Consider the following 18292-nt stretch of genomic DNA (forward strand, 5'->3'; position numbering starts at 1 on the left):
GGCACAACCCACCACGTCCTCGCCGGCCGCCGACCCCTTCGGCCCGGCCCCGTCTCCGCACCGCACCCGAGTTGCCCGCCCCGTGACAACGACCCGAGGTGACCCATGATCCGCAGCGCACGGCGACACGTCGCCACCCCCCTTCTCGCCCTCTCCCTCGCCTTCGCTGCCGGCTGCTCCGCCCCCGGAGAGGAGCGATCGGGCGACAACGGCGACACCGGCCCCATCAAGATCGCAATCGCCAACGCACAGAGTGGCCAGCTCAGCTCCCTCGGCGCCTGGGAACTCAAGGGCGCCAAACTGGCCATCGACGAATGGAACAAGAACGGCGGCGTCAACGGGCGCCAGATCGAGGTCGGCGTCTTCGACAGCCAGGGCGACCCGACCGTCGGCACCAACCTCGCTCGCAAGATCGCCAGCGAAGGGTACGTCGCGATGCTCGGCACCGCCGAAAGCGCCGTCACGATCGCCATGGCCCCGATCCTTCGCCAAGCGGAGATCCCCAACATCACCTCGGGCCAATCGCCGGGTCTGGTCGGGGTGAAGAGTCCGTTCCTGTTTCTCAACGGCCCGACGAGCGTGACCTACGACGAGTCCCTCGCGAAGCACATCGTGGACGGCAAGGGAATCAAGAGCTTCGCGCTCATCACCAACAACGGCTCGTACGGCAAGGGAGAGCACGACTCGTTCACCAAGGCGCTCGGCAGTCGGGGCGTCAAACCGGTGGCCGACCAGGTCGTCACGACCGACCAGAAGGACTTCAGCGCCGCGCTCACCAACATCCGGCAACGGAACCCACAGGTGATCTTCCTCGGCGCCGAAGAGGTGCAGTCCGGCCTGATCGTGAAGCAGGCCCGCGACCTCGGTATCCGAGCGACGTTCGCGGGCGCCGCGCCCCAGGGCACCCCGGTCTTCATCGACACCGCCGGCGCCACCAACGCCGAGGGCACGATCGTCAGCACGCCGTACCTGAGCAACGAGGTCGACGACGCCTCGCGCACCTTCGCCGCGGCCTACCTCGCCGCCCACGGCGAGGCGGCCGAGATGCACGGTGCGAAGGCCTACGACGGAGCGCAGATCCTGTTGACCGCGCTGAAGAACAGCAGCAACGCCACTGGAAAGGACCTGTCGGACGCGATCCGCGCCGTCAAGCACAAGGGCCTGCTCGGTGACTTCGCCTTCGACGAGACCGGCGTCGGCATCTTCGCCACCTCGATCGGCACCATCACCAGCGGCAAGTTGGTCCCGGCCCAAGGCTGAGCCAGGCGGGGCGGTTTCCCGCGAGCCGCCCCGCGCCATCCCGTCGAACCGGGTCAGGGGAGAAGCATGCAAGTCTTTCTACAGACATTCATCGGCGGGATGAGCCTCGGCGCGATCTACGCGCTCGTCGCGATGGGCTTCTCGCTCGTCTACCGCACCATGGGACTGGTCAACTTCGCCCACGGCAGCGTCGTCATGATCGGCGCCTACCTGGCATCCACCTTCTACCTGTCGCTGACCCTGCCATTCGCCCTCGCGATGGTGGTCGCCATCGGCGTGACCGGCCTCATCGGGGTCATCATCGAACGCGTCCTGCGGCCCTTGGAGAACAAGGACTTCGACCTCATGCTGATCGGCACGATCGGTTTCGGCATCGTGCTGGAGGCCCTCGCCATCATTATCTGGGGCGCGACCGGTCGGGCCGTCCCGTCACCCGTGCCCGCCGCACCGCTGGAGATCTTCGGCATCCGTGTCCGCACGTACGACCTCGTGGTCCTCGCCATCGCGGGTATCGCCACCGTGCTGCTCGCGTACTTCCTCCAGCGCACGAAACGCGGCGTCGCCATGCAGGCAGTGGCGATGGACCACCAGGCCGCGACGGCGGTCGGCATCCACGTCGGACGCAGCAACTCGATGGCGTTCATGATCGGTGCCGGTCTCGCCGCACTGGCCGGCGGACTCGTCGGCCCACTGCTGTACGTCAACCCGGCCATGGGCGGCCTGCTCGGGATCAAGGGATTCGCCGGCGCGATCCTGGGCGGCTTCGGCAGCATCCCCGGTGCGATCCTCGGCGGAATCAGCATCGGCGTGATCGACTCGTTCGCGGCCGGGCACTTCCAGGGCTACTCCGAACTGGTCACCTTCCTGATCTTCACCGTCATCATCATGATCCGGCCCACCGGCATCTTCGGCGAGAGGACGGTGAACCGGGCATGAGATACCGCCTCGCCACCATCGCGGTGCTGGGGATCGCCGCCTGGCTGCTCCCGTACCAGCTCAACTCCTACGCCATGCACGTGGTGAACGTGATGCTGCTGTACGCGATCCTCGCGGTCGGCCTCGGGCTGGCAATGGGTGTCGCCGGTCAGATCAACCTCGCCCAGGTCGCGTTCTTCGGCGTCGGCGCGTACGCGACCGCCGTGCTGACCGTCAAGGCGGGCATGGGGTTCTGGACAGCCGCCGTGCTCGCGGTGATCGCCACCGCGGCCGTCGGACTGGTCGTCGGCACACCCGCGCTGCGGGTGCAGTCGCACTATCTCGGCATCGTCACCCTCGGGTTGGCGTTGGCCTTCACCAACTGGGTCACCAACTCCCACCTGGCTGGAGGTGCCGAGGGGATCCCGGGCATCCCAGGCCCGACCCTGCCGGGGGTCGACCTGTCCGACGGGTACCTCTACTACTACCTCGAACTTGTGCTGTTCGCGGTGACCCTGGCCTTCGGGCTGTTCGTCGTGCACACCTCGCTCGGCAGGCGGATGCGCGCCATGCGCGACGACTCCCTGGCGGCCGGCGCCGTCGGGGTCGAGGTGCCGACGCTGCGGATGACCGCGTTCCTGCTCGCCAGCGTCTACGGCGGCGTCGCCGGTGTGCTCTATTCCGGGCTGATCGGCTACGTGGCACCGGAGACGTTCAGCATCGCCAACATGTTCCTGCTGCTCGCGATGGTCATCATCGGCGGCCGGCAGAGCCTGGTCGGCTGTGTCGTCGGCGCGATCGGGCTCGCCCTCATCCGCGAACTGCTGATCGACTACCCGACGTACGCCCAGGTGGCCTACGGCAGCGTGGTCGTCCTGACCGTCGTCTTCGCCCCCACCGGGCTGGCTGGTCTGCCGCGCCGCCTCGGCTCGGTGGCGGCACGTCTGGGCTGGCGCGGTCGAGGCGGCGAGACGGCCGGCGCACTGGGTGCATTCCATCCGTACGACGTGACACCACCCGCGGCCGGCGACGCCACGGCCATGCTGGAGGTGCGCAACCTCAGCATGCACTTTCGAGGAGTCAAGGCACTCACCGACGTCAGCGTCACAGTGCCGGCACGACAGGTCCGGGGGATCGTCGGCCCCAACGGCTCGGGCAAGACCACGTTGTTCAACGTGATCAGCGGTTTCTACCGGCCGACCGACGGCCGCGTGATCCTCGACGGCCGCGACGTCACCGCCGCCCGCCCGTACGCCCTGGCCCACGCCGGGATCGCGCGGACGTTCCAGAACCTGCGGCTCTTCTCGGCGCTGACGGTCCGGGACAACGTGCTGGTCGCCCTCGACCCGACCCGCGCCCGCAGCACCTGGCGCTACCTTCTGCTGCCGCTGGGCGTCTGGAGGCGCGACAACGCGTTGCGGCGCGAGGCCGACTCGCTGCTCGACCGGTTCGGACTGGTGGCCTTCGCCGACAACCAGCCGTCGGCCCTGCCCTACGGCATTCAGCGCCGCGTCGAGATCGCCCGCGCGATGGCGGCCCGGCCCCGGCTGCTCCTGCTCGACGAACCGGCGGCTGGCCTCAACGGCGACGAGGTCCGGCAGCTGTGCGACATCGTCCGCTCGATCCGCGACTCCGGGGTGACGGTGGTCGTGATCGAACACAACATGGGGATGGTCATGTCGTTGTGCGACCACGTCACCGTCTTCGCCCACGGCGCGATCATCGCCGACGGGCCGCCCGCGCACGTCGCGGCCGCACCCGAAGTCATCGAGGCGTACCTCGGCGAGTCGATGGCCATGCCCGCTCCGACGGTCTCGGAGGCCCAGCGATGACAGCCATCCGCGACCAGGCCGACGCTGCCGCCGTCCGTGGCGGACGCGCCCTCTCCGTCGACGGCCTCTCCGTTCGCTACGGAGGGGTGACAGCGGCCCAGGACGTCTCGTTCACCATTCAACCCGGGCAGTCCCTCGGCATCATCGGCGCCAACGGCGCCGGCAAGACGTCGACCCTCAAGGCCTTGATGGGCCTCGTGCCACGGACCGTCCGCTCGATCCAGTTCGGGGACCGGGACCTCACCCGGGTACCCGGACGGAACATGGTCCGCCACGGCATCGGGTACGTGCCCGAGGGCCGGCACGTGTTTCCCGGACTGCCGGTGGAGAAGAACCTCCTGCTGGGCGCGTACACCCGGCGCTGGAACGGCCCGACCCTGGAGACGCTCGACGAGGTCTACGAGCTGTTCCCGATCCTCCGCGAGATGCGCGGTCGGCTGGCCGGCGCGCTGTCGGGCGGTCAACAGCAGATGCTGGCGATCGGGCGGGCCCTCATGTCAACGCCGCAGCTGATGCTGCTCGACGAGCCGTCGATGGGTCTGTCGCCCAAGCTGGTCAGCGAAATCGTCGTGGTGCTCAAGAGACTCAAGGAACGTGGCCTGAGCATCCTGCTCGTCGAGCAGAACGCGCAGCTGACGTTCGAGGTGACCACCGAGTGCCTCGTGATGGAGAACGGCGCCGTCGCCATGACGGGCACCTCCGCGGCACTCCGTCAGGACCCGCAGGTCCGCAAGATCTATCTCGGGCTCTGAGGATGCCCGCCACCCGGGACCGCACCATCGTGTAACTGGCATCCCGAGCTCCCCGAACGGCCGCCGAGACGGCCGAGGAAGAGGTGACCGCAGATGACACACATCGACCGGAGGAACGTGCTCAAGGGTGCCGCAGCCACCGCCGTGGCCACGGCGGTGGGCCCGGCTGTCGCTGCGCCACCCGCGGTCTCCGGCGGCAACCACCCGCCGTCCTCCGCCGACCTTGCCCGCTTCGATACGCCCGGAGACCAGAACTTTCCCAAGGTCGGGGGCAACCTGGGCAACCAGAACTACACATCGCTGCGCCACATCGACAGCGGCAACGTCCGCCGGCTGCGCGGTGCCTGGGTCAACCGGATCGAGGGTGGCCTCGCCACCGGCAACAGCCAGAGCACGACGGTGGCCGTCGACGGCGTGCTCTACATCGAATCCGCGCTCGGCAACGTCATCGCCGTCGACGGTGCGACCGGGCAGACCAAATGGCGCTACGACCAGACCCGTGGCGCGCTGACGCGGCGCGGCGTCGCGGTCGGCGGCGGCTACGTCTACACCAAGTCCAACGAGAACTACGTCATCGCCCTCGACCAGGAGACCGGCCAGGTCGCCTGGGAGCACCAGGTCAACGGCTACGGCAACATCGAGAAGGTGGCCGTCGTCTACCACGACGGACTGCTGTTCTGCGGCACCAACGACGGGCCCCGGGGAGCCGCCCTGGCCCTCGATGCCCGCACCGGCGACGTGCTCTGGCACTTCTGGGGCACCCCCGGGCCGGGAGAGTTCGGCAACGACACCTGGGAGGGCGACTCCTGGGCGGAGGGCGGCGCAACGCCGTGGATCCACCCGGCCGTCGACCCCGACCTCGGCCTCACCTACTGGACGTTCGGCAACGCCCGCGGCAACAACTCCTCCCAGGACGGGTCCGCGCGCGGCGGCCAGAACCTCTTCGCCAATTCGCTCGTGGCGCTCGACCTGCGTACCGGCGCGTACCGCTGGCACTTCCAATCGATTCACCATGACATCTGGGACATGGACAACGTCATGTCACCTGTCCTCGCCGACGTCCGGATCCGCGGACGGAAACGCAAGGTCGTCGTCTACGGCAGCAAGTCCGGCATGTTCTTCATCCTCGACCGCGTCGACGGCACGGCCCCACTGGGCATCGTGGAGCGGCGCGTGCCGCAGGAACCCCGCCAGAAGACGTGGCCGACCCAACCCTTCCCGGTGCAGGGTCCGTGGACCGAGCAACGGGTCGTCGACCAACCGCTGGGCACCTCGGTGCCGGGCGACCCCAACCGGGCGGTGCCCAACTACGTGCGGGGCGCGTTGTACGACCCGCACTGGGAGACCCCGATCCTGTCGATCCCGGGGCACGGCGGTGGGGCAGACTGGTCGCATCTGTCGTTCAGCCACCGCACCGGCCTGGTGTACACCGGATTCGGCTATGTCGCCGCGGCGCACTCGCTCACTGAGAGCAGCAACGGTCTGCGCCCCCCGGGTGAATACCAGACCGGCGGCATCGTCGCCGTCGACGTCAGCACCAACCAGGTCAGGTGGAAGCGCCGGACGCCGTACTCGCTGGCACACGGCAACGGCATCCTCACCACCGCCAGCGACCTGCTGTTCATCGGCCAGCCCGACGGCAACCTACTCGCCCTGAACGCCCGCAACGGCCACGAGCTGTGGCGCTTCCAGACCGGCGCGGCGATCAGCTCCAGCCCGATCATGTACCGCGTCGGCAACAAGGAGTACCTCGCGGTGTACGCCGGCGGTACCAGCATCCCGTACGGCAACTCCGCACCGCGTGGCGACTTCCTCTGGGCCTTCGAGATCAACGGGCACGTCGCGCCCGCGACCACCCCGCCGCCTCCGGTGATCCGCCGTCCGGTTTCCGGAAGCCCGGTCGAGGGCGCCGTCGTCGGGAACACGGTCGTCGTCGGACGGACCTACAACGCCTCGACCGGTGAGATCGGCACCGCCGAGTCGTTCGCGGTGGCGGGTATGGCACCCACCCACCTGCGGGTGCCGCTCGGCACGACCGTCACCTTCACCAACCATCCGGGTAACGCCGGTGTCCGTGGTGCGACGCAGTTCTTCGAAGGACTCTTCGACGTGCGGCTCGCCCCCGGCGAGTCGTTCCGGTACACGTTCGGGCTTCGCGGCGAGTACTTCTTCAACGATCCGGGAAGCCCACGCTCCACCGGCAAGATCGAAGTCTACTGACCCGCGTCGTCCCGCTGGTGTGGCCCTCGACCGCGCCAGTGGGGCCCCCGTCCTAGTCCGAGTGACAGGAGCAGGCCGGCGGCGGCCAAGGCGATTCCGGCGGCGGCGGTGTATGCGGGGAGTTGGGTGGGGATGCCGAGGTGGACGGTGATGCCGAGAATGCGGGACAGGCCCCAGGGCAGCAGCGCGAGCTGGTCATTCCACACCGTCAGCGCGCGTTCCAGGCCCACTACCGAGACCAGGGCGGACAGCACGCCGAGGGGCACACCCGCGGCGGTGAGGGTCAGGCCGACGGCGCTTCGACGGCGCAGGCCGTACCGGTCCCGCAGGACCACGGCGACGGCCACGAACAGCCAGCAGAACGCCGCGAACGCGACGGTGACGTACGCCGCGCGCAGACTCGGCGCAGTCCAGAAGGCGAACCAGTAACCGCCCGGTCCGCGCCCGGCGAGCGCCGCGAGCAGCAGCACGCTGCGCAGCAGCGCGACGCCGCCGACCACGGCCCACAGGTGGAACGGATCCCGGCGGCCGACGACGAGGCGTACGACGAGGGCGAACAGCGCCCACCCACCGAGGGTGACCAGCAGGTGCGCCGGTGCGGCGAACCAGGTCAACACGAGCCGGCTCGCCACCAGCACCACGGCCGGGACCAGCCACACCACCACCCGGTCCGCCCGTGTCATGGGCGTCGGCAGCGCGGCCACCCGCCACGGCCGGAGCGCGCCGAGCAGCAACCCGCGCGCGGCGGCTGCGCCGAACCCGCGCCCGTACAGGCCGAGCAGCACCACCAGCAGGATCGACCCGAGCATCGCCCGGGCCGCCCAGGCCATCGCCGGGTCCCGGTCGGCGCGCCGCGCCCCGAGGTCGGCGGCGGTGAAGTTGTACGCGGGCAGGTCCAGATCGGCGCCGTAGCGCTGCCGGTGCGCGTCGCGCGCGTCGTGGTACGCGACTGCGGCCAGCCGCCAGTCTCGGCGGGCGGCCGGGGCACCCGTGTCCAGCCACTGGGCGTGCCGCAGCACCATGGCCCGGTACGCGCTCAGCGTCTCGAACAGGTCGACCTGGTAGTCGAGGGTCGCGGTGAAGCGCCCACGCAGTTCGGCGTCCCGCCAGGTCGCCGGTTCGGTCGCGGCGACCAGGTCGCGCATGCGCCGGGCCAGCACGACGGCCTGCGTGCCCTCCTCGATCGCCTCGTCGACGCGGCCGCCGGTCACCGCGTAGATGCTGTCCAGCGCCGCGGAGTCGCCGGTCGGGATGTCCCACTCGAAGATCCACATCATGGGCGGCGGTTCCAGCCCGAGCGCCCGCACCGAGCGGTCGGCGTACGGACCGATGTAGAGGCCTTTGGTGACCGCCTGCCGGGACAGCGCCATGGCCTGCCCGATCGCGGCGACGGTGGCCGGGTCGCCGGAGAACGTGCGGTACGCCCAGTCCGCGGTGACCTGCGCCGGGTCGGCGTGCGGGTCCCAGGCCAGGCGGCCGACGGCGTACGTGTTGAGGTCGTAGAGCTGCCAGAACCCCGTGCGCAGGTACAGCGACATGGGCCCGGCGCGCAACGGACCGCCGTCCTGGGTCCAGTTCCAGACGCCCTCGACGTTCGGGTTGGCGGCGAGGAACGCGCGCAGCGCCTGGCGGTGCAGCGGGCCGAGGTCGTTGGGCAGCGACCCGAACGCCTCGAACTCGCGCCGGGCCTGGAACTCCACGATGCGGCGGTGCCCGCCGCCCAGCAGCGTGGTGTTCAGCGGTAGGTGGCTGTAGAAATCGCCCAGTGTGTACTTGGTGGACACGATCAGGTGCGGATCGTCGAGCCCGCCGAGGACCTGCGCGTACGACAGCGGGTTGGTGTGCAGGTCGCCGACGGCGCCGACGCCCACCGTCCACGTGCGGAAGATGATCTCCTTGCCGGCTGGTCCCGCGGTGTCCAGCAGGGCCCGCAGCATCGCGCGCACTGACGTCTCCGTGGTGACCGCGAGCCTTGACGAGTAGTCCCAGCCGCTTCCGGCGTACACCTCGCCGCCCTCGCCGACGCGGACCATCAGGCCGTCGACGAACGGCATGCTCTCGAACAGCTCGGCCAGACCGGCCTGGTAGACCGCCCACAGCCGAGGGTCGGCCACGTCGAGACCGCCGACGGTCCGCGTCAGGTATTCCTCCAGCGGGGGCGACACCGCGAGCATGTCGGTCAGCAGGAAGACCCGCACGCCCATGTCCTCGGCGTACCGGAGGACGGGGCCGAACGCCGCTACCATCGCCCGTGCGCGCTCGACGTGCGGGTCACCGGGCGGGTAGACCGCGCGCCCGTCGCCGACCTTCGTGAACGTGACGTACTCCAGGAAGCCGGGCACGACGATTCCGTTGAATCCCTGCGCCACCGAGTGGTCGACGAACTGCCGAAACTGCGCGTCGATGCGGGCCACCGCGCCAGCGTCCACCCACGGCGCGCGAGGCAGCACCGCCGACCCGACCACGTCGGTGTTCAGGCCATAGTCGTCGCCGGCGGCGAAGACGGCCGGGTCGGGCTCGCGCCCCACCGAACCCGCGTCGGTCAGCCGCAGGCCGAGCCGGGGGATGACCACCCGACCCGCGTCCGCCGCGGGGAGCACCTCGGCACCGGAGCGGATCCGGTCGGCCAGCCGGTACATCCCGGCTGCCACGCCCGCGACGTCGCCGCCCTGGACGGCCAGCTCGGCGCCGCGCACGTCGAGTCGGTACGACTCGGGCGTACCGCCGAGGGTGGCCAGCACGCCCGCCCGCAGTGTGCTCACGGCCGACAGGTCCGTGCCCGCGCCGGGCGCCGTGCCGGTGCCCGGCGCGGCCGTCGCGGACCTGGCCGGGCTCGACGCGGGCGGGACGAGCAGCGGCCGGGGCAGGCCGCGGGCGACGACCGCGTCGGCGATGGCGGCCGCGGCCTTCCTGATGCGCAGTTCGTCGGGCACGACGAGGGACGCCAACGGCGGGACCGGTGCGGGCGTCCGCGCTGGCGCGGCGACACCGTCCTCGTGCGGCACGGCGGCGGGGGCGTGGCTCAGCCCCAGCGTGTCGCCGACGCCCCAGGCCGTGGCAGCGCCGAGCGCCAACAGGACCGCCGCGGCGACGAGCAGCGGGTACGGCCGGCGGACCTGGGCAACGTGAGCCACGCTCGCATGATAATGGCCGTAGGCTGAGTCAATGCGGTCCGGACGTGCCCTCGTCGGGCTCACCACGCTCCTGACCATCGTGTTCGCCGTTCCCGAGTGGCGGATCGTCGAGGAGTACCCGCTCCGCGCCATACCTCTGCTACTCGCCAACACCCTGCCGGTGCTGGCGATCCGGTGGAACCCCGTCGCCATCGCGCTCGTCTTCGGTGTCACGTACCCGCTCTGGCTCGAAACGCCCTTCGACGGAGCGCACGAGGGCCACTTCCTCCAGTCGCTGCCGCTGATGGTCGCCCTCTACGCCGCCGGCGCCTGGCGTCGACCGCTCTGGCTGCGGGCCATCGCCCTCATCACCCCCCTGTGGATGATGGCCGCCGTCCTCACCGGTCAGTGGCCGGTGAGCGTGACCGATCTGCTCTACGTCGCCGTGGTCTACGGCGTGGTCTGGGCCCTCGGAGTCGCCATCGACGACCGGCAGCGCTACGCCGAGGACCTGGAGGTCAAGGCCGAGCAGTTGCGGGCGGCGCAGCGGGCGCTCGCCGAGCGCGCCATCGCCGACGAGCGGTCCCGGCTCGCCCGCGAGCTGCACGACGTCATCGCCCACGCGATGAGTGTCATTACCGTGCAGGCCGGCGTCGGCGCTCACCTGGTCGCCGTACGTCCGGCGCAGGCCGCCGAGGCGCTCACCATCATCGAGCGGACCGGTCGGGAAGCGTTGTCGGAGTTGCGCCGCATGCTGACAGTGCTGCGCGACCCGGCCCGGAGCGACCAGGTCGGCCCGGCGCCGGCGCCGCAGCCGGGCCTCGCCGACGTGCCGTCGCTGGTGGCCGCCGCAGGCGACGCCGGGGTCGCCGTCACCGTCGCGGCCTCCGGACCGCCGGTGCCGCTCCCACCCGGCCTCGACCTGGCCGCCTACCGGGTGATCCAGGAGTCGCTCACCAACGTCATCAAGCACGCTCCGGGCGTACGGGCGCAGCTCACGATCAGCTACCAACCAGATCGGCTGTCCGTGGAGGTCCACGACCGTGGCGCCGCCGATCCGGCGTACATTCCTGGCCAGGGCCTGCGGGGGATGGCCGAGCGGGTCGCCCTCTACGACGGTGAGCTGTCGACCGCTGGCGGACCCGACGGGTTCCGGGTGACCGCGACCTTTCCACTGGAGGCGCCGTGATCCGAGTGCTGATCGCCGACGACCAGGCGCTGCTGCGGGCCGGCTTCCGGGCGCTGCTCGACTCCGATCCGCAGATCGAGGTGGTGGCCGAGGCCGAGGACGGGGAGAGTGCGGTGGCCGCCGTCGCCGTACACCGACCCGACGTGGTGCTCATGGACATTCGGATGCCGAAGCTTGACGGGATAGCGGCGACCCGCAAGGTGCTGGCCGCCGTCGACCCGCCGCACGTGTTGATCCTGACGACCTTTGACACCGATGAGAACGTCTTCGACGCCCTGGAGGCGGGGGCGGTGGGCTTCCTGGTGAAGGACACCCCGCCGGCACAGTTGCTGGAGGCTGTCAGGTCGGCGGTGCGCGGCGGTGCTGTCATCTCGCCATCGACGACCCGCCGCCTGGTCGACCATCTGGTCGCCGCTCGGCTTCGGCGGGACCGGCCAGCGCCGCCCGCGCTGGCGGCCCTCACCGGGCGGGAGCGAGAGGTGTTGGGACTCATCGCCCGCGGCTGCTCCAACCGGGAGATAGCCGGCCGGCTGCACATCGCCGAGCTGACCGCGAAGACCCATGTCTCCCGGGTCCTGACCAAGCTCGCGGTGGAGAGCCGGGTCCAAGCGGCTGTGGTCGCCTACGAGACCGGGCTGGTCCAGGCCGTACCTCCTTCGGAGTAGCCGCGAACACCGCCTTCGGCGGACGTACCCGGGCCCGGGGCTCTCGTAGCGTCACCTCATGGATGTCGTGAGGGTCGAGAATCTCCGCAAGAGCTACGGGCGCGTGGTCGCCGTCGAGGACGTGTCGTTCACAGTGCGGCGGGGCGAGATCTTCGGACTGCTCGGCCCAAACGGCGCCGGCAAGACCACCACTGTGGAGTGCCTTCAGGGTCTGCGGGGGCGCGACGGGGGGCGGGTTGAGATCCTGGGCCTGGACCCGGCCCGTGAGCCGGATCAGTTGCGCCGGCGGATCGGGTCGCAACTGCAGTCCTCCGCCCTGCCCGACCGGCTGCGGGTGGCCGAGGCGATCCGGCTCTTCGCCCCGTCGGGGTCCGGCAGAGACGTCGAGGCGGCGCTGGTGGCCTGGGACCTGGCCGCGCTGCGGCGCCGGCCGTTCGCCGCACTCTCCGGCGGCCAACGGCAGCGGCTCTTCCTCGCCCTGGCGATGCTCGGCCAGCCGGAGGTCGTCTTCCTGGACGAGTTGACCACCGGGTTGGACCCGCAGGCGCGCCGCGTGACCTGGGATCTGGTCCGAGGGGTACGCGACCGGGGGGCCACAGTCGTCCTCGTCACCCACCTCATGGAAGAGGCGCAGGCACTCTGCGACCGGGTGGCCATCGTGGACGGCGGACGGGTTGTCGCGCTGGACCGCCCGGACATCCTTACCGCCCAGCAGGGCGGCCCGATCACCATCACCTTCACCGTCGACGGTCACGACGTCGGCTTCCTCGCCGGAATACCGGGCATCAGCAACGTCAGCACCACCGGCGGTGTCGTCACCGTCGCCGGGCAGGCCCGGGCCACGGTGCCGGTAGCGGCCGCCCTCGCCGAACGGCGGCTGTTTCCCGCCGACTTCCGGACTCACCATCCCACGCTCGAGGACGTCTTCCTCGCCACCACCGGTCGCCGGCTTCGCGACGAACCACAGAGGGGACCGCAATGACCGCCCGCATCGTCTGGACCGAGATCAAACTGCTCGGCCGGGAACCGATCACGCTGCTGATGAGCCTGGCGTTTCCCGCCCTCCTGCTGGTCCTGCTGGCCGGCTCGTTCGGCAACGAGCCCGATCCGGAGATGGGCGGCATCGGCGGCGTCGACTTCTACGTGCCCGTGTACGCCGCCGCGGCGATCGCCGTGATGGGCTTCCTCGGCGTCCCCACCCACCTGGCCGCGTACCGCGAACGGGGAGTGATGCGGCGGTTCCGCGCGGCCGGGGTCTCCGCCTGGCCGCTCGCGGGTGCACAGATCATCGTCACCGCGCTGATGGCGGCGGTCGCCGCCGCCTTCATGACCGCGATCGGATTCGGAGGCTACGACCTCAACGCACCGTCCTCGACCATCGGGGTACTGGCCGGGTTTCTCGTCGGCACGCTGGCCTTCGCGGCGCTCGGAGTCCTACTCGGGACGCTACTACCGACCGCGCGGGCCGCTCAGGGGGTGGGACTGCTGCTCTTCTTCGGGCTCTTCTTCATCGCCGGTGGCGGGCCCCCGCCGTACCTGCTGCCCGACACCCTCAACACCGCCGTCGACTTCACCCCGATGGGGCCGCTGATGGACGCGGTCAGCGACCCGTGGCACGGTGACGGGTTCAACGTGACCGCCGTGGCGGCCCTGCTCGGCATAGCCGTGATGGCCACGCTCCTCGCCGTCCGCCGGCTCGCCCGAACCTGAACCGGGTACGACTCGGCGGCTATGACATAGATGGGATTACATGTCTTGTCTGATCTCAGGTATGAATGCCGAAGGCACGTCTCGGTGCTGAGTCCTGAGAAGGAGCGACAGATGAAACATGCCCTACGACGCCTACGAACGGGGGCGGTCGCGCTCGCTGCCTGCTCACTTGGGCTGAGCCTACTGTCGGTACCCGCCGCGGAGGCGTACTCGGTCGCCCCTCTCACGCCACAATCCGAGCGGGCGCCGGAATCGAACCAGTTCTCTGCTGAGGGTGTGACCACGATCGGTGAACTCCGCACCGTCGACAGTTCCCTGTCCTACGCCCCCAGCGGCGGGACGCAGATCATTCAGCACCCCGGTGCCACCTATGTCAAGGTGCACTTCAGCTCACTGCGACTGGCTCAGGGCGACTACGTCACCGTGTCGAGCCGCGACGGCAAGGAGAGCTACCGGTACGACCGTGACCTGAACCGGGCGACGGGTTCGGACTACACCACCGACGGACAGCCGGGTTTCTGGGCGATGTCGGTGGAGGGCGACACCGCGGTGGTGACACTGCACAGCAGCCGCCCCGCACGTGGCAGCGCCGCCACCATCGACCGGTTCTGGCGCGGCTACGACCGTACGGAAATCGCCGCGCACAACTTCTCCACCCAGTCCGTGTGCAGCACCGACGCCCGTCGGGACGTGGTCTGCTACCAGAACAGCCACCCCACCGAGTACGCCCGGGGCAGGGCGGTGGCGCGGCTGCTGATCAGCGGTGGTGGACTGTGCACCACCTGGCGGGTCGGCAACACCAACCGGATGCTGACGAACAAGCACTGCTTCTCGACGCAGTCCGCCGTGAGCGGCAGCGAGATGCAGTTCAACTACCAGTGCGCCACCTGCGGCGGCGCGAATCCCGGCGCCGGCACCAAGGTCAGCGGTGCCACCCTCTACAGGGTGAGCAGCGGCGGCTCCAACCAGCTGGACTACACCCTGTTCTCGGTCAACAACTTCGCCGCCATCCAGGGATTCGGCACGCTGTATCTGGCAACTACCGCCACCAGCAACGGCACCCGGATCTATGTCCCCGGACACGGCGACGGCAGCGCGAAGCGGCTGTCGATCTACGAGGACACCCAGAACGGCGCGACCTGCGCCGTCCGCAACGCGAACTACAACACCTGGAACATCAGTTACAGCTGTGACACCTCCGGCGGCAACTCGGGTTCACCCGTGCTGAACGCCAGCCACCGTGTGATCGCCCTGCACCACCTCGGCGGTTGTCCGTCGAACCAGGGCGCGAAGGCGCACCTGATCTACAACGAGATCGCCAGCCTGATCGACAACGGCTGAGACGGTGGGCCGCCCAAGCGCGCTCCGCGCCTCGGCGGCCCACCGGCACCCTCGCCGCTCGACCTCGGCGACGGCATCGCCGGACGACACCGCTCGCCGATGACGTCAAACACGGGCTTCAGCGCCAGGGCCCGCCGTTCGGCGGACCCTGGCACCCGGGAGAAGATCAGCGCAGGGTGTCGATGTCGATGACGAACCGGTACCGCACGTCCGAGGCGAGCACCCGCTCGTACGCGTCGTTGACTGCCTCGGCGCCGATGACTTCGACCTCGGGAGCGATGCCGCGCTCGGCGCAGAAGTCCAGCATCTCCTGCGTCTCGGCGATGCTGCCGATGCTGGAGCCGGCGAACGAACGTCGATTGCCGAACAACGCGAAGACGGGCACCGGCAGCGGCTCCGCCGGGGCACCCACGCTGACAAGCGTGCCGTCCAGACGCAGCAGACCGAGGTAGCTGGCCATGTCGATCGGTGCGCTGACCGTGTTGATGATCAGGTCGAAGCTGTTCTTGAGCACCTCGAACGTCGCCGGGTCCTTGGTGGCGTAGTAGTGCTCGGCTCCGAAGCGCATGCCGTCGTCCTTCTTGCCCAGCGTCTGTGACAGCACGGTCACCTCGGCGCCCATCGCCGCGGCGATCTTGACAGCCATGTGGCCCAGACCACCCAGGCCCACCACGGCGACCTTCCTGCCGGGACCGGCGTTCCAGTGCGCCAACGGCGAGTACGTGGTGATGCCCGCGCACAGCATCGGCGCGGCCGCCTCGTACGGGATGCTTTCCGGCACCCGCAGCACGAAGTCCTCGTTCACGACGACGTGGGTCGAGTACCCGCCCTGGGTCACGGTGCCGTCCCGGTCGACGCTCGCGTACGTCTGGGTGTTGCCCTTGAGGCAGTACTGCTCGTTTCCGGTGCGACAGTTCTCGCACTCGCGACACGAGTTGACCATGCAGCCAACGCCAGCACGGTCGCCGACCGCGTGGCGGGTGACGTCGGCGCCGATCTCGGTGATCCGGCCGACGATTTCGTGACCGACGGTGAGCGGGTAGGGAACGCTGCCCCAGTCGCCGCGCACGGTGTGGATGTCGGAGTGGCAGATGCCGGCGTAGCGGATTTCGATGAGCACATCGTGCGGGCCCAGGTCCCGCCGTTCGATCGTGGTCCGCACGAGTGGTTCGGTGGCGGAAGGCGCGGCGATGGCGTTGACGGTGAAGATGATGTCCTCCGGTGACGTGATGCTGACCTACCTGCACCTCACCACAGCCGTGGCGGCGGGACCTAGCCGGGAGGCGGTGGGAACTGGCCGCGGGCCCTGCCGCATTACGCTGAGGCGGTTCTACGCCCATGCTCGGCGTCCGCGACGTCACGGCCGCACAGATGCGCTGGGATCGGCCACCACCCGCACGCCTAAGCCGGCCTCGTGGTAGACGCCACCCTGGGCCTCGTCGTTTACCATTCGACTGTGTCCCAAGACACCAGACAGAGCTCCACCGCGGAGCAGGCTCGGCAGCGGTTTGTTGTCTGTGGGGACGGTGCGGTGGCTCGCCGTCTGGTCACTGAACTGGCAGACCGCTACGGTGTCGCGGTCACCGTGGTCCTGCCGTCGTTGAGCGACCACCACGTACCCGGCTTGGCTGACCTCGCTTCGGAATTCAGCGTGGCGGAGGGGCAGCCGGAGATCATCATGGCCCGTCGCCTGACCGGGGAGGTGCTCGATCAGGCTGGGGTCCGGGAGGCTGCGGCTGTGGCGTTCGTCGGTGTCGACGACGTGACCAATGTGGATGCCGCGATGATCACCAGGGACCTGGCTCCCGATGTTCGGCTCGTGGTCAGACTGTTCAATCCGGTGCTCGGCGAGGGCGTGGCCACGATGCTCGGGGACTGCGCCGTACTCTCGGGATCCGAGATCGCCGCGCCGGCGTTCGTTGCCGCCACGCTCGGGGACGCGACGCCGACGTACGTGCGGCTGCCCGACGGTGAGCTTCTGCGTAGCGCGATGCGCAACGCCGTTGACCCGGCCGGTGCGGATGTGGTTTGCGGCTTGGCCGACACGACCGGCGCGGAGCCGGTCGTCCTTCCAGCAGACCAGGATTCGGCAGACCTGGTACTCGTCCGCGCATACGGGCGGCCCCGAATGGACCCACCGCGTCGAAGGCCACGCCTGCTTCGGGCCCTCGGCTTGGTGTTCAGCCGCAGACTGCGACTGGCGATGGTCGGCACGGCGGCGATACTCGCCGCGGCCAGCGTCCTGCTGGCGTACACCCGCGGCGTGAACCTCGCGGAGGCGGCCTACCTGACGCTGCTGACAGTGATGGGAGCTGCCGAGGTCGACTCCGCCGCACCGCTCACCGAAAAGGTGACCGCGGTGGTGCTGGTGACCACTGGGGTGGCGCTACTTCCCACCGTCACGGCTCTGGTGGTGGACTCACTGGTGCGCGCCCGGCTGGCGGTCGCTGCTGGCGGCATGATCGAACCGATCGACAACCATGTCGTATTGGTGGGACTCGGCAACATCGGCACCAGGGTTCTGGAAGAACTGCATTCCGTCGGCATCTCAGTGGTCGCCGTCGACCGCGCGGAGTCGGCACGAGGCATCGGTGTCGCCCGTGAGCTGGGTCTGCCGGTGATTGTCGGCGACGCGACCCGCCCCGAGACACTGCGAGCCGCGTCCGTACACACCTGCCGAGCGCTGGTTGTTCTGACCGACGACGACGTCACCAACCTGGAGACCGCCCTGTCCGGGCGGTCCTCGCATGAGGCGGACCGAGCACGGTCGGCAGCAATCAGGCCCCCATTGCGGGTGGTGTTACGGCTGTTCGACGACGGCTTCGCGGAACGCACGCAGCGCATCCTGAGCATTAACGAATCACGTAGCGTCTCATCGTTGGCGGCGCCGGCGTTCGCAGCCGCCATGATGGGCCAGCAGGTCATCGACACCATCTCGGTCGGCCGCCGGGTATTGCTGGTGGCCGAGTTCCCCGTGGGCGCCGGGTCCGAACTCGAGGGACGGTACTGCCGCGACGTCGACCAGCCGGGCGCACTGAGGGTGATCGCGGTGCGGACCGGTCGGACGGGACAGACCATCTGGTCGTTACCGGAACGTCGGCCACTGGTCCGCACCGACCGGCTGATCGTGCTGGCCACACGCGCCGGTCTCGCGGCGCTGCTGCCCCGCACCGTACCCAGCTCCGACGCTGAACCACTGGCAGATGTCGCGCCCTTGCAACTGCTTGCGCCGGCCCCGCGCGATGGTGAGTGAACGCTCCTCGTAGCCCCGACCGTACTCCGAGCATCGCACGTC

At 69.7% G+C, this 18292-nt stretch carries 13 protein-coding genes; 11 read left to right on the forward strand and 2 right to left on the reverse strand.

Features of this window, described 5'->3' with window-relative positions; genetic code table 11:
* The first annotated feature begins 105 nt into the window (after positions 1-105).
* The 5 genes from ACLJOK_RS04830 to ACLJOK_RS04850 all read left to right on the forward strand — a co-directional run bounded on the left by ACLJOK_RS04830 (position 106) and on the right by ACLJOK_RS04850 (position 6979).
* Entirely contained in the window at positions 106-1260 is a 1155-nt protein-coding gene (locus ACLJOK_RS04830) for an ABC transporter substrate-binding protein (protein ID WP_410816399.1), read from the forward strand.
* A gap of 66 nt (positions 1261-1326) precedes the next feature.
* On the forward strand, positions 1327-2196 hold the full coding sequence (locus ACLJOK_RS04835) for a branched-chain amino acid ABC transporter permease (protein WP_410816401.1): 870 nt from the start codon (positions 1327-1329) through the stop codon (positions 2194-2196).
* Positions 2193-4007 (forward strand): ABC transporter permease subunit, encoded by a 1815-nt coding sequence (locus tag ACLJOK_RS04840; RefSeq protein ID WP_410816403.1) that lies wholly within the window; start codon positions 2193-2195, stop codon positions 4005-4007. Before ACLJOK_RS04835 ends, ACLJOK_RS04840 begins: the two co-directional genes overlap by 4 nt.
* Positions 4004-4759 (forward strand): ABC transporter ATP-binding protein, encoded by a 756-nt coding sequence (locus tag ACLJOK_RS04845; RefSeq protein WP_410816405.1) that lies wholly within the window; start codon positions 4004-4006, stop codon positions 4757-4759. The genes ACLJOK_RS04840 and ACLJOK_RS04845 overlap by 4 nt, the downstream gene beginning before the upstream one ends.
* Before the next feature lie 93 nt (positions 4760-4852).
* Positions 4853-6979 (forward strand): PQQ-binding-like beta-propeller repeat protein, encoded by a 2127-nt coding sequence (locus ACLJOK_RS04850; RefSeq protein ID WP_410816407.1) that lies wholly within the window; start codon positions 4853-4855, stop codon positions 6977-6979.
* Here ACLJOK_RS04850 and ACLJOK_RS04855 read toward each other — a convergent pair.
* Positions 6973-10113, reverse strand: a complete 3141-nt coding sequence (locus ACLJOK_RS04855) for a hypothetical protein (protein WP_410816409.1) — start codon at positions 10111-10113, stop codon at positions 6973-6975. The two genes, ACLJOK_RS04850 and ACLJOK_RS04855, sit on opposite strands and share 7 nt — an antisense overlap.
* Before the next feature lie 31 nt (positions 10114-10144).
* Here ACLJOK_RS04855 and ACLJOK_RS04860 point away from each other — a divergent pair, with 31 nt between their 5' ends.
* The 5 genes from ACLJOK_RS04860 to ACLJOK_RS04880 all read left to right on the forward strand — a co-directional run bounded on the left by ACLJOK_RS04860 (position 10145) and on the right by ACLJOK_RS04880 (position 14997).
* Complete coding sequence (locus ACLJOK_RS04860; protein ID WP_410816410.1) at positions 10145-11281, forward strand: histidine kinase; 1137 nt, start codon at positions 10145-10147, stop codon at positions 11279-11281.
* The gene (locus ACLJOK_RS04865) at positions 11278-11946 is read left to right on the forward strand and encodes a response regulator (RefSeq protein WP_410816411.1); all 669 of its coding nucleotides are present in this window, start codon (positions 11278-11280) and stop codon (positions 11944-11946) included. The genes ACLJOK_RS04860 and ACLJOK_RS04865 overlap by 4 nt, the downstream gene beginning before the upstream one ends.
* A gap of 58 nt (positions 11947-12004) precedes the next feature.
* Positions 12005-12928 carry an ATP-binding cassette domain-containing protein gene (locus ACLJOK_RS04870; protein WP_410816413.1) on the forward strand — a complete coding sequence of 308 codons (924 nt, stop codon included), beginning with the start codon at positions 12005-12007 and terminating at the stop codon, positions 12926-12928.
* Positions 12925-13656 carry an ABC transporter permease gene (locus ACLJOK_RS04875; protein WP_410816414.1) on the forward strand — a complete coding sequence of 244 codons (732 nt, stop codon included), beginning with the start codon at positions 12925-12927 and terminating at the stop codon, positions 13654-13656. Before ACLJOK_RS04870 ends, ACLJOK_RS04875 begins: the two co-directional genes overlap by 4 nt.
* Before the next feature lie 276 nt (positions 13657-13932).
* A complete protein-coding gene (locus tag ACLJOK_RS04880) occupies positions 13933-14997 on the forward strand; it encodes a trypsin-like serine peptidase (protein ID WP_410816415.1) in 1065 nt (354 codons plus the stop codon).
* Between the two features lie 166 nt (positions 14998-15163).
* On the opposite strand, the gene ACLJOK_RS04885 is transcribed toward ACLJOK_RS04880, so the two are convergent.
* Positions 15164-16207, reverse strand: a complete 1044-nt coding sequence (locus ACLJOK_RS04885) for an NAD(P)-dependent alcohol dehydrogenase (protein ID WP_410819268.1) — start codon at positions 16205-16207, stop codon at positions 15164-15166.
* A gap of 246 nt (positions 16208-16453) precedes the next feature.
* Between ACLJOK_RS04885 and ACLJOK_RS04890 the strand changes: the two genes are divergently transcribed.
* Positions 16454-18250, forward strand: a complete 1797-nt coding sequence (locus tag ACLJOK_RS04890) for an NAD-binding protein (RefSeq protein WP_410816417.1) — start codon at positions 16454-16456, stop codon at positions 18248-18250.
* Positions 18251-18292 lie beyond the last annotated feature (42 nt).

Origin of the sequence: Micromonospora sp. 050-3 (assembly GCF_046549335.1) — a bacterium.
GTDB classification, from domain to species: domain Bacteria; phylum Actinomycetota; class Actinomycetes; order Mycobacteriales; family Micromonosporaceae; genus Micromonospora; species Micromonospora trifolii.

What these genes read in the sequence shown, in the direction of transcription:
- ACLJOK_RS04830 (WP_410816399.1), top strand. Translation starts at nt 106, where the DNA reads ATGATCCGCAGCGCACGGCGACACGTCGCCACCCCCCTTCTCGCCCTC.
- ACLJOK_RS04835 (WP_410816401.1), top strand. Translation starts at nt 1,327, where the DNA reads ATGCAAGTCTTTCTACAGACATTCATCGGCGGGATGAGCCTCGGCGCG.
- ACLJOK_RS04840 (WP_410816403.1), top strand. Translation starts at nt 2,193, where the DNA reads ATGAGATACCGCCTCGCCACCATCGCGGTGCTGGGGATCGCCGCCTGG.
- ACLJOK_RS04845 (WP_410816405.1), top strand. Translation starts at nt 4,004, where the DNA reads ATGACAGCCATCCGCGACCAGGCCGACGCTGCCGCCGTCCGTGGCGGA.
- ACLJOK_RS04850 (WP_410816407.1), top strand. Translation starts at nt 4,853, where the DNA reads ATGACACACATCGACCGGAGGAACGTGCTCAAGGGTGCCGCAGCCACC.
- ACLJOK_RS04860 (WP_410816410.1), top strand. Translation starts at nt 10,145, where the DNA reads ATGCGGTCCGGACGTGCCCTCGTCGGGCTCACCACGCTCCTGACCATC.
- ACLJOK_RS04870 (WP_410816413.1), top strand. Translation starts at nt 12,005, where the DNA reads ATGGATGTCGTGAGGGTCGAGAATCTCCGCAAGAGCTACGGGCGCGTG.
- ACLJOK_RS04875 (WP_410816414.1), top strand. Translation starts at nt 12,925, where the DNA reads ATGACCGCCCGCATCGTCTGGACCGAGATCAAACTGCTCGGCCGGGAA.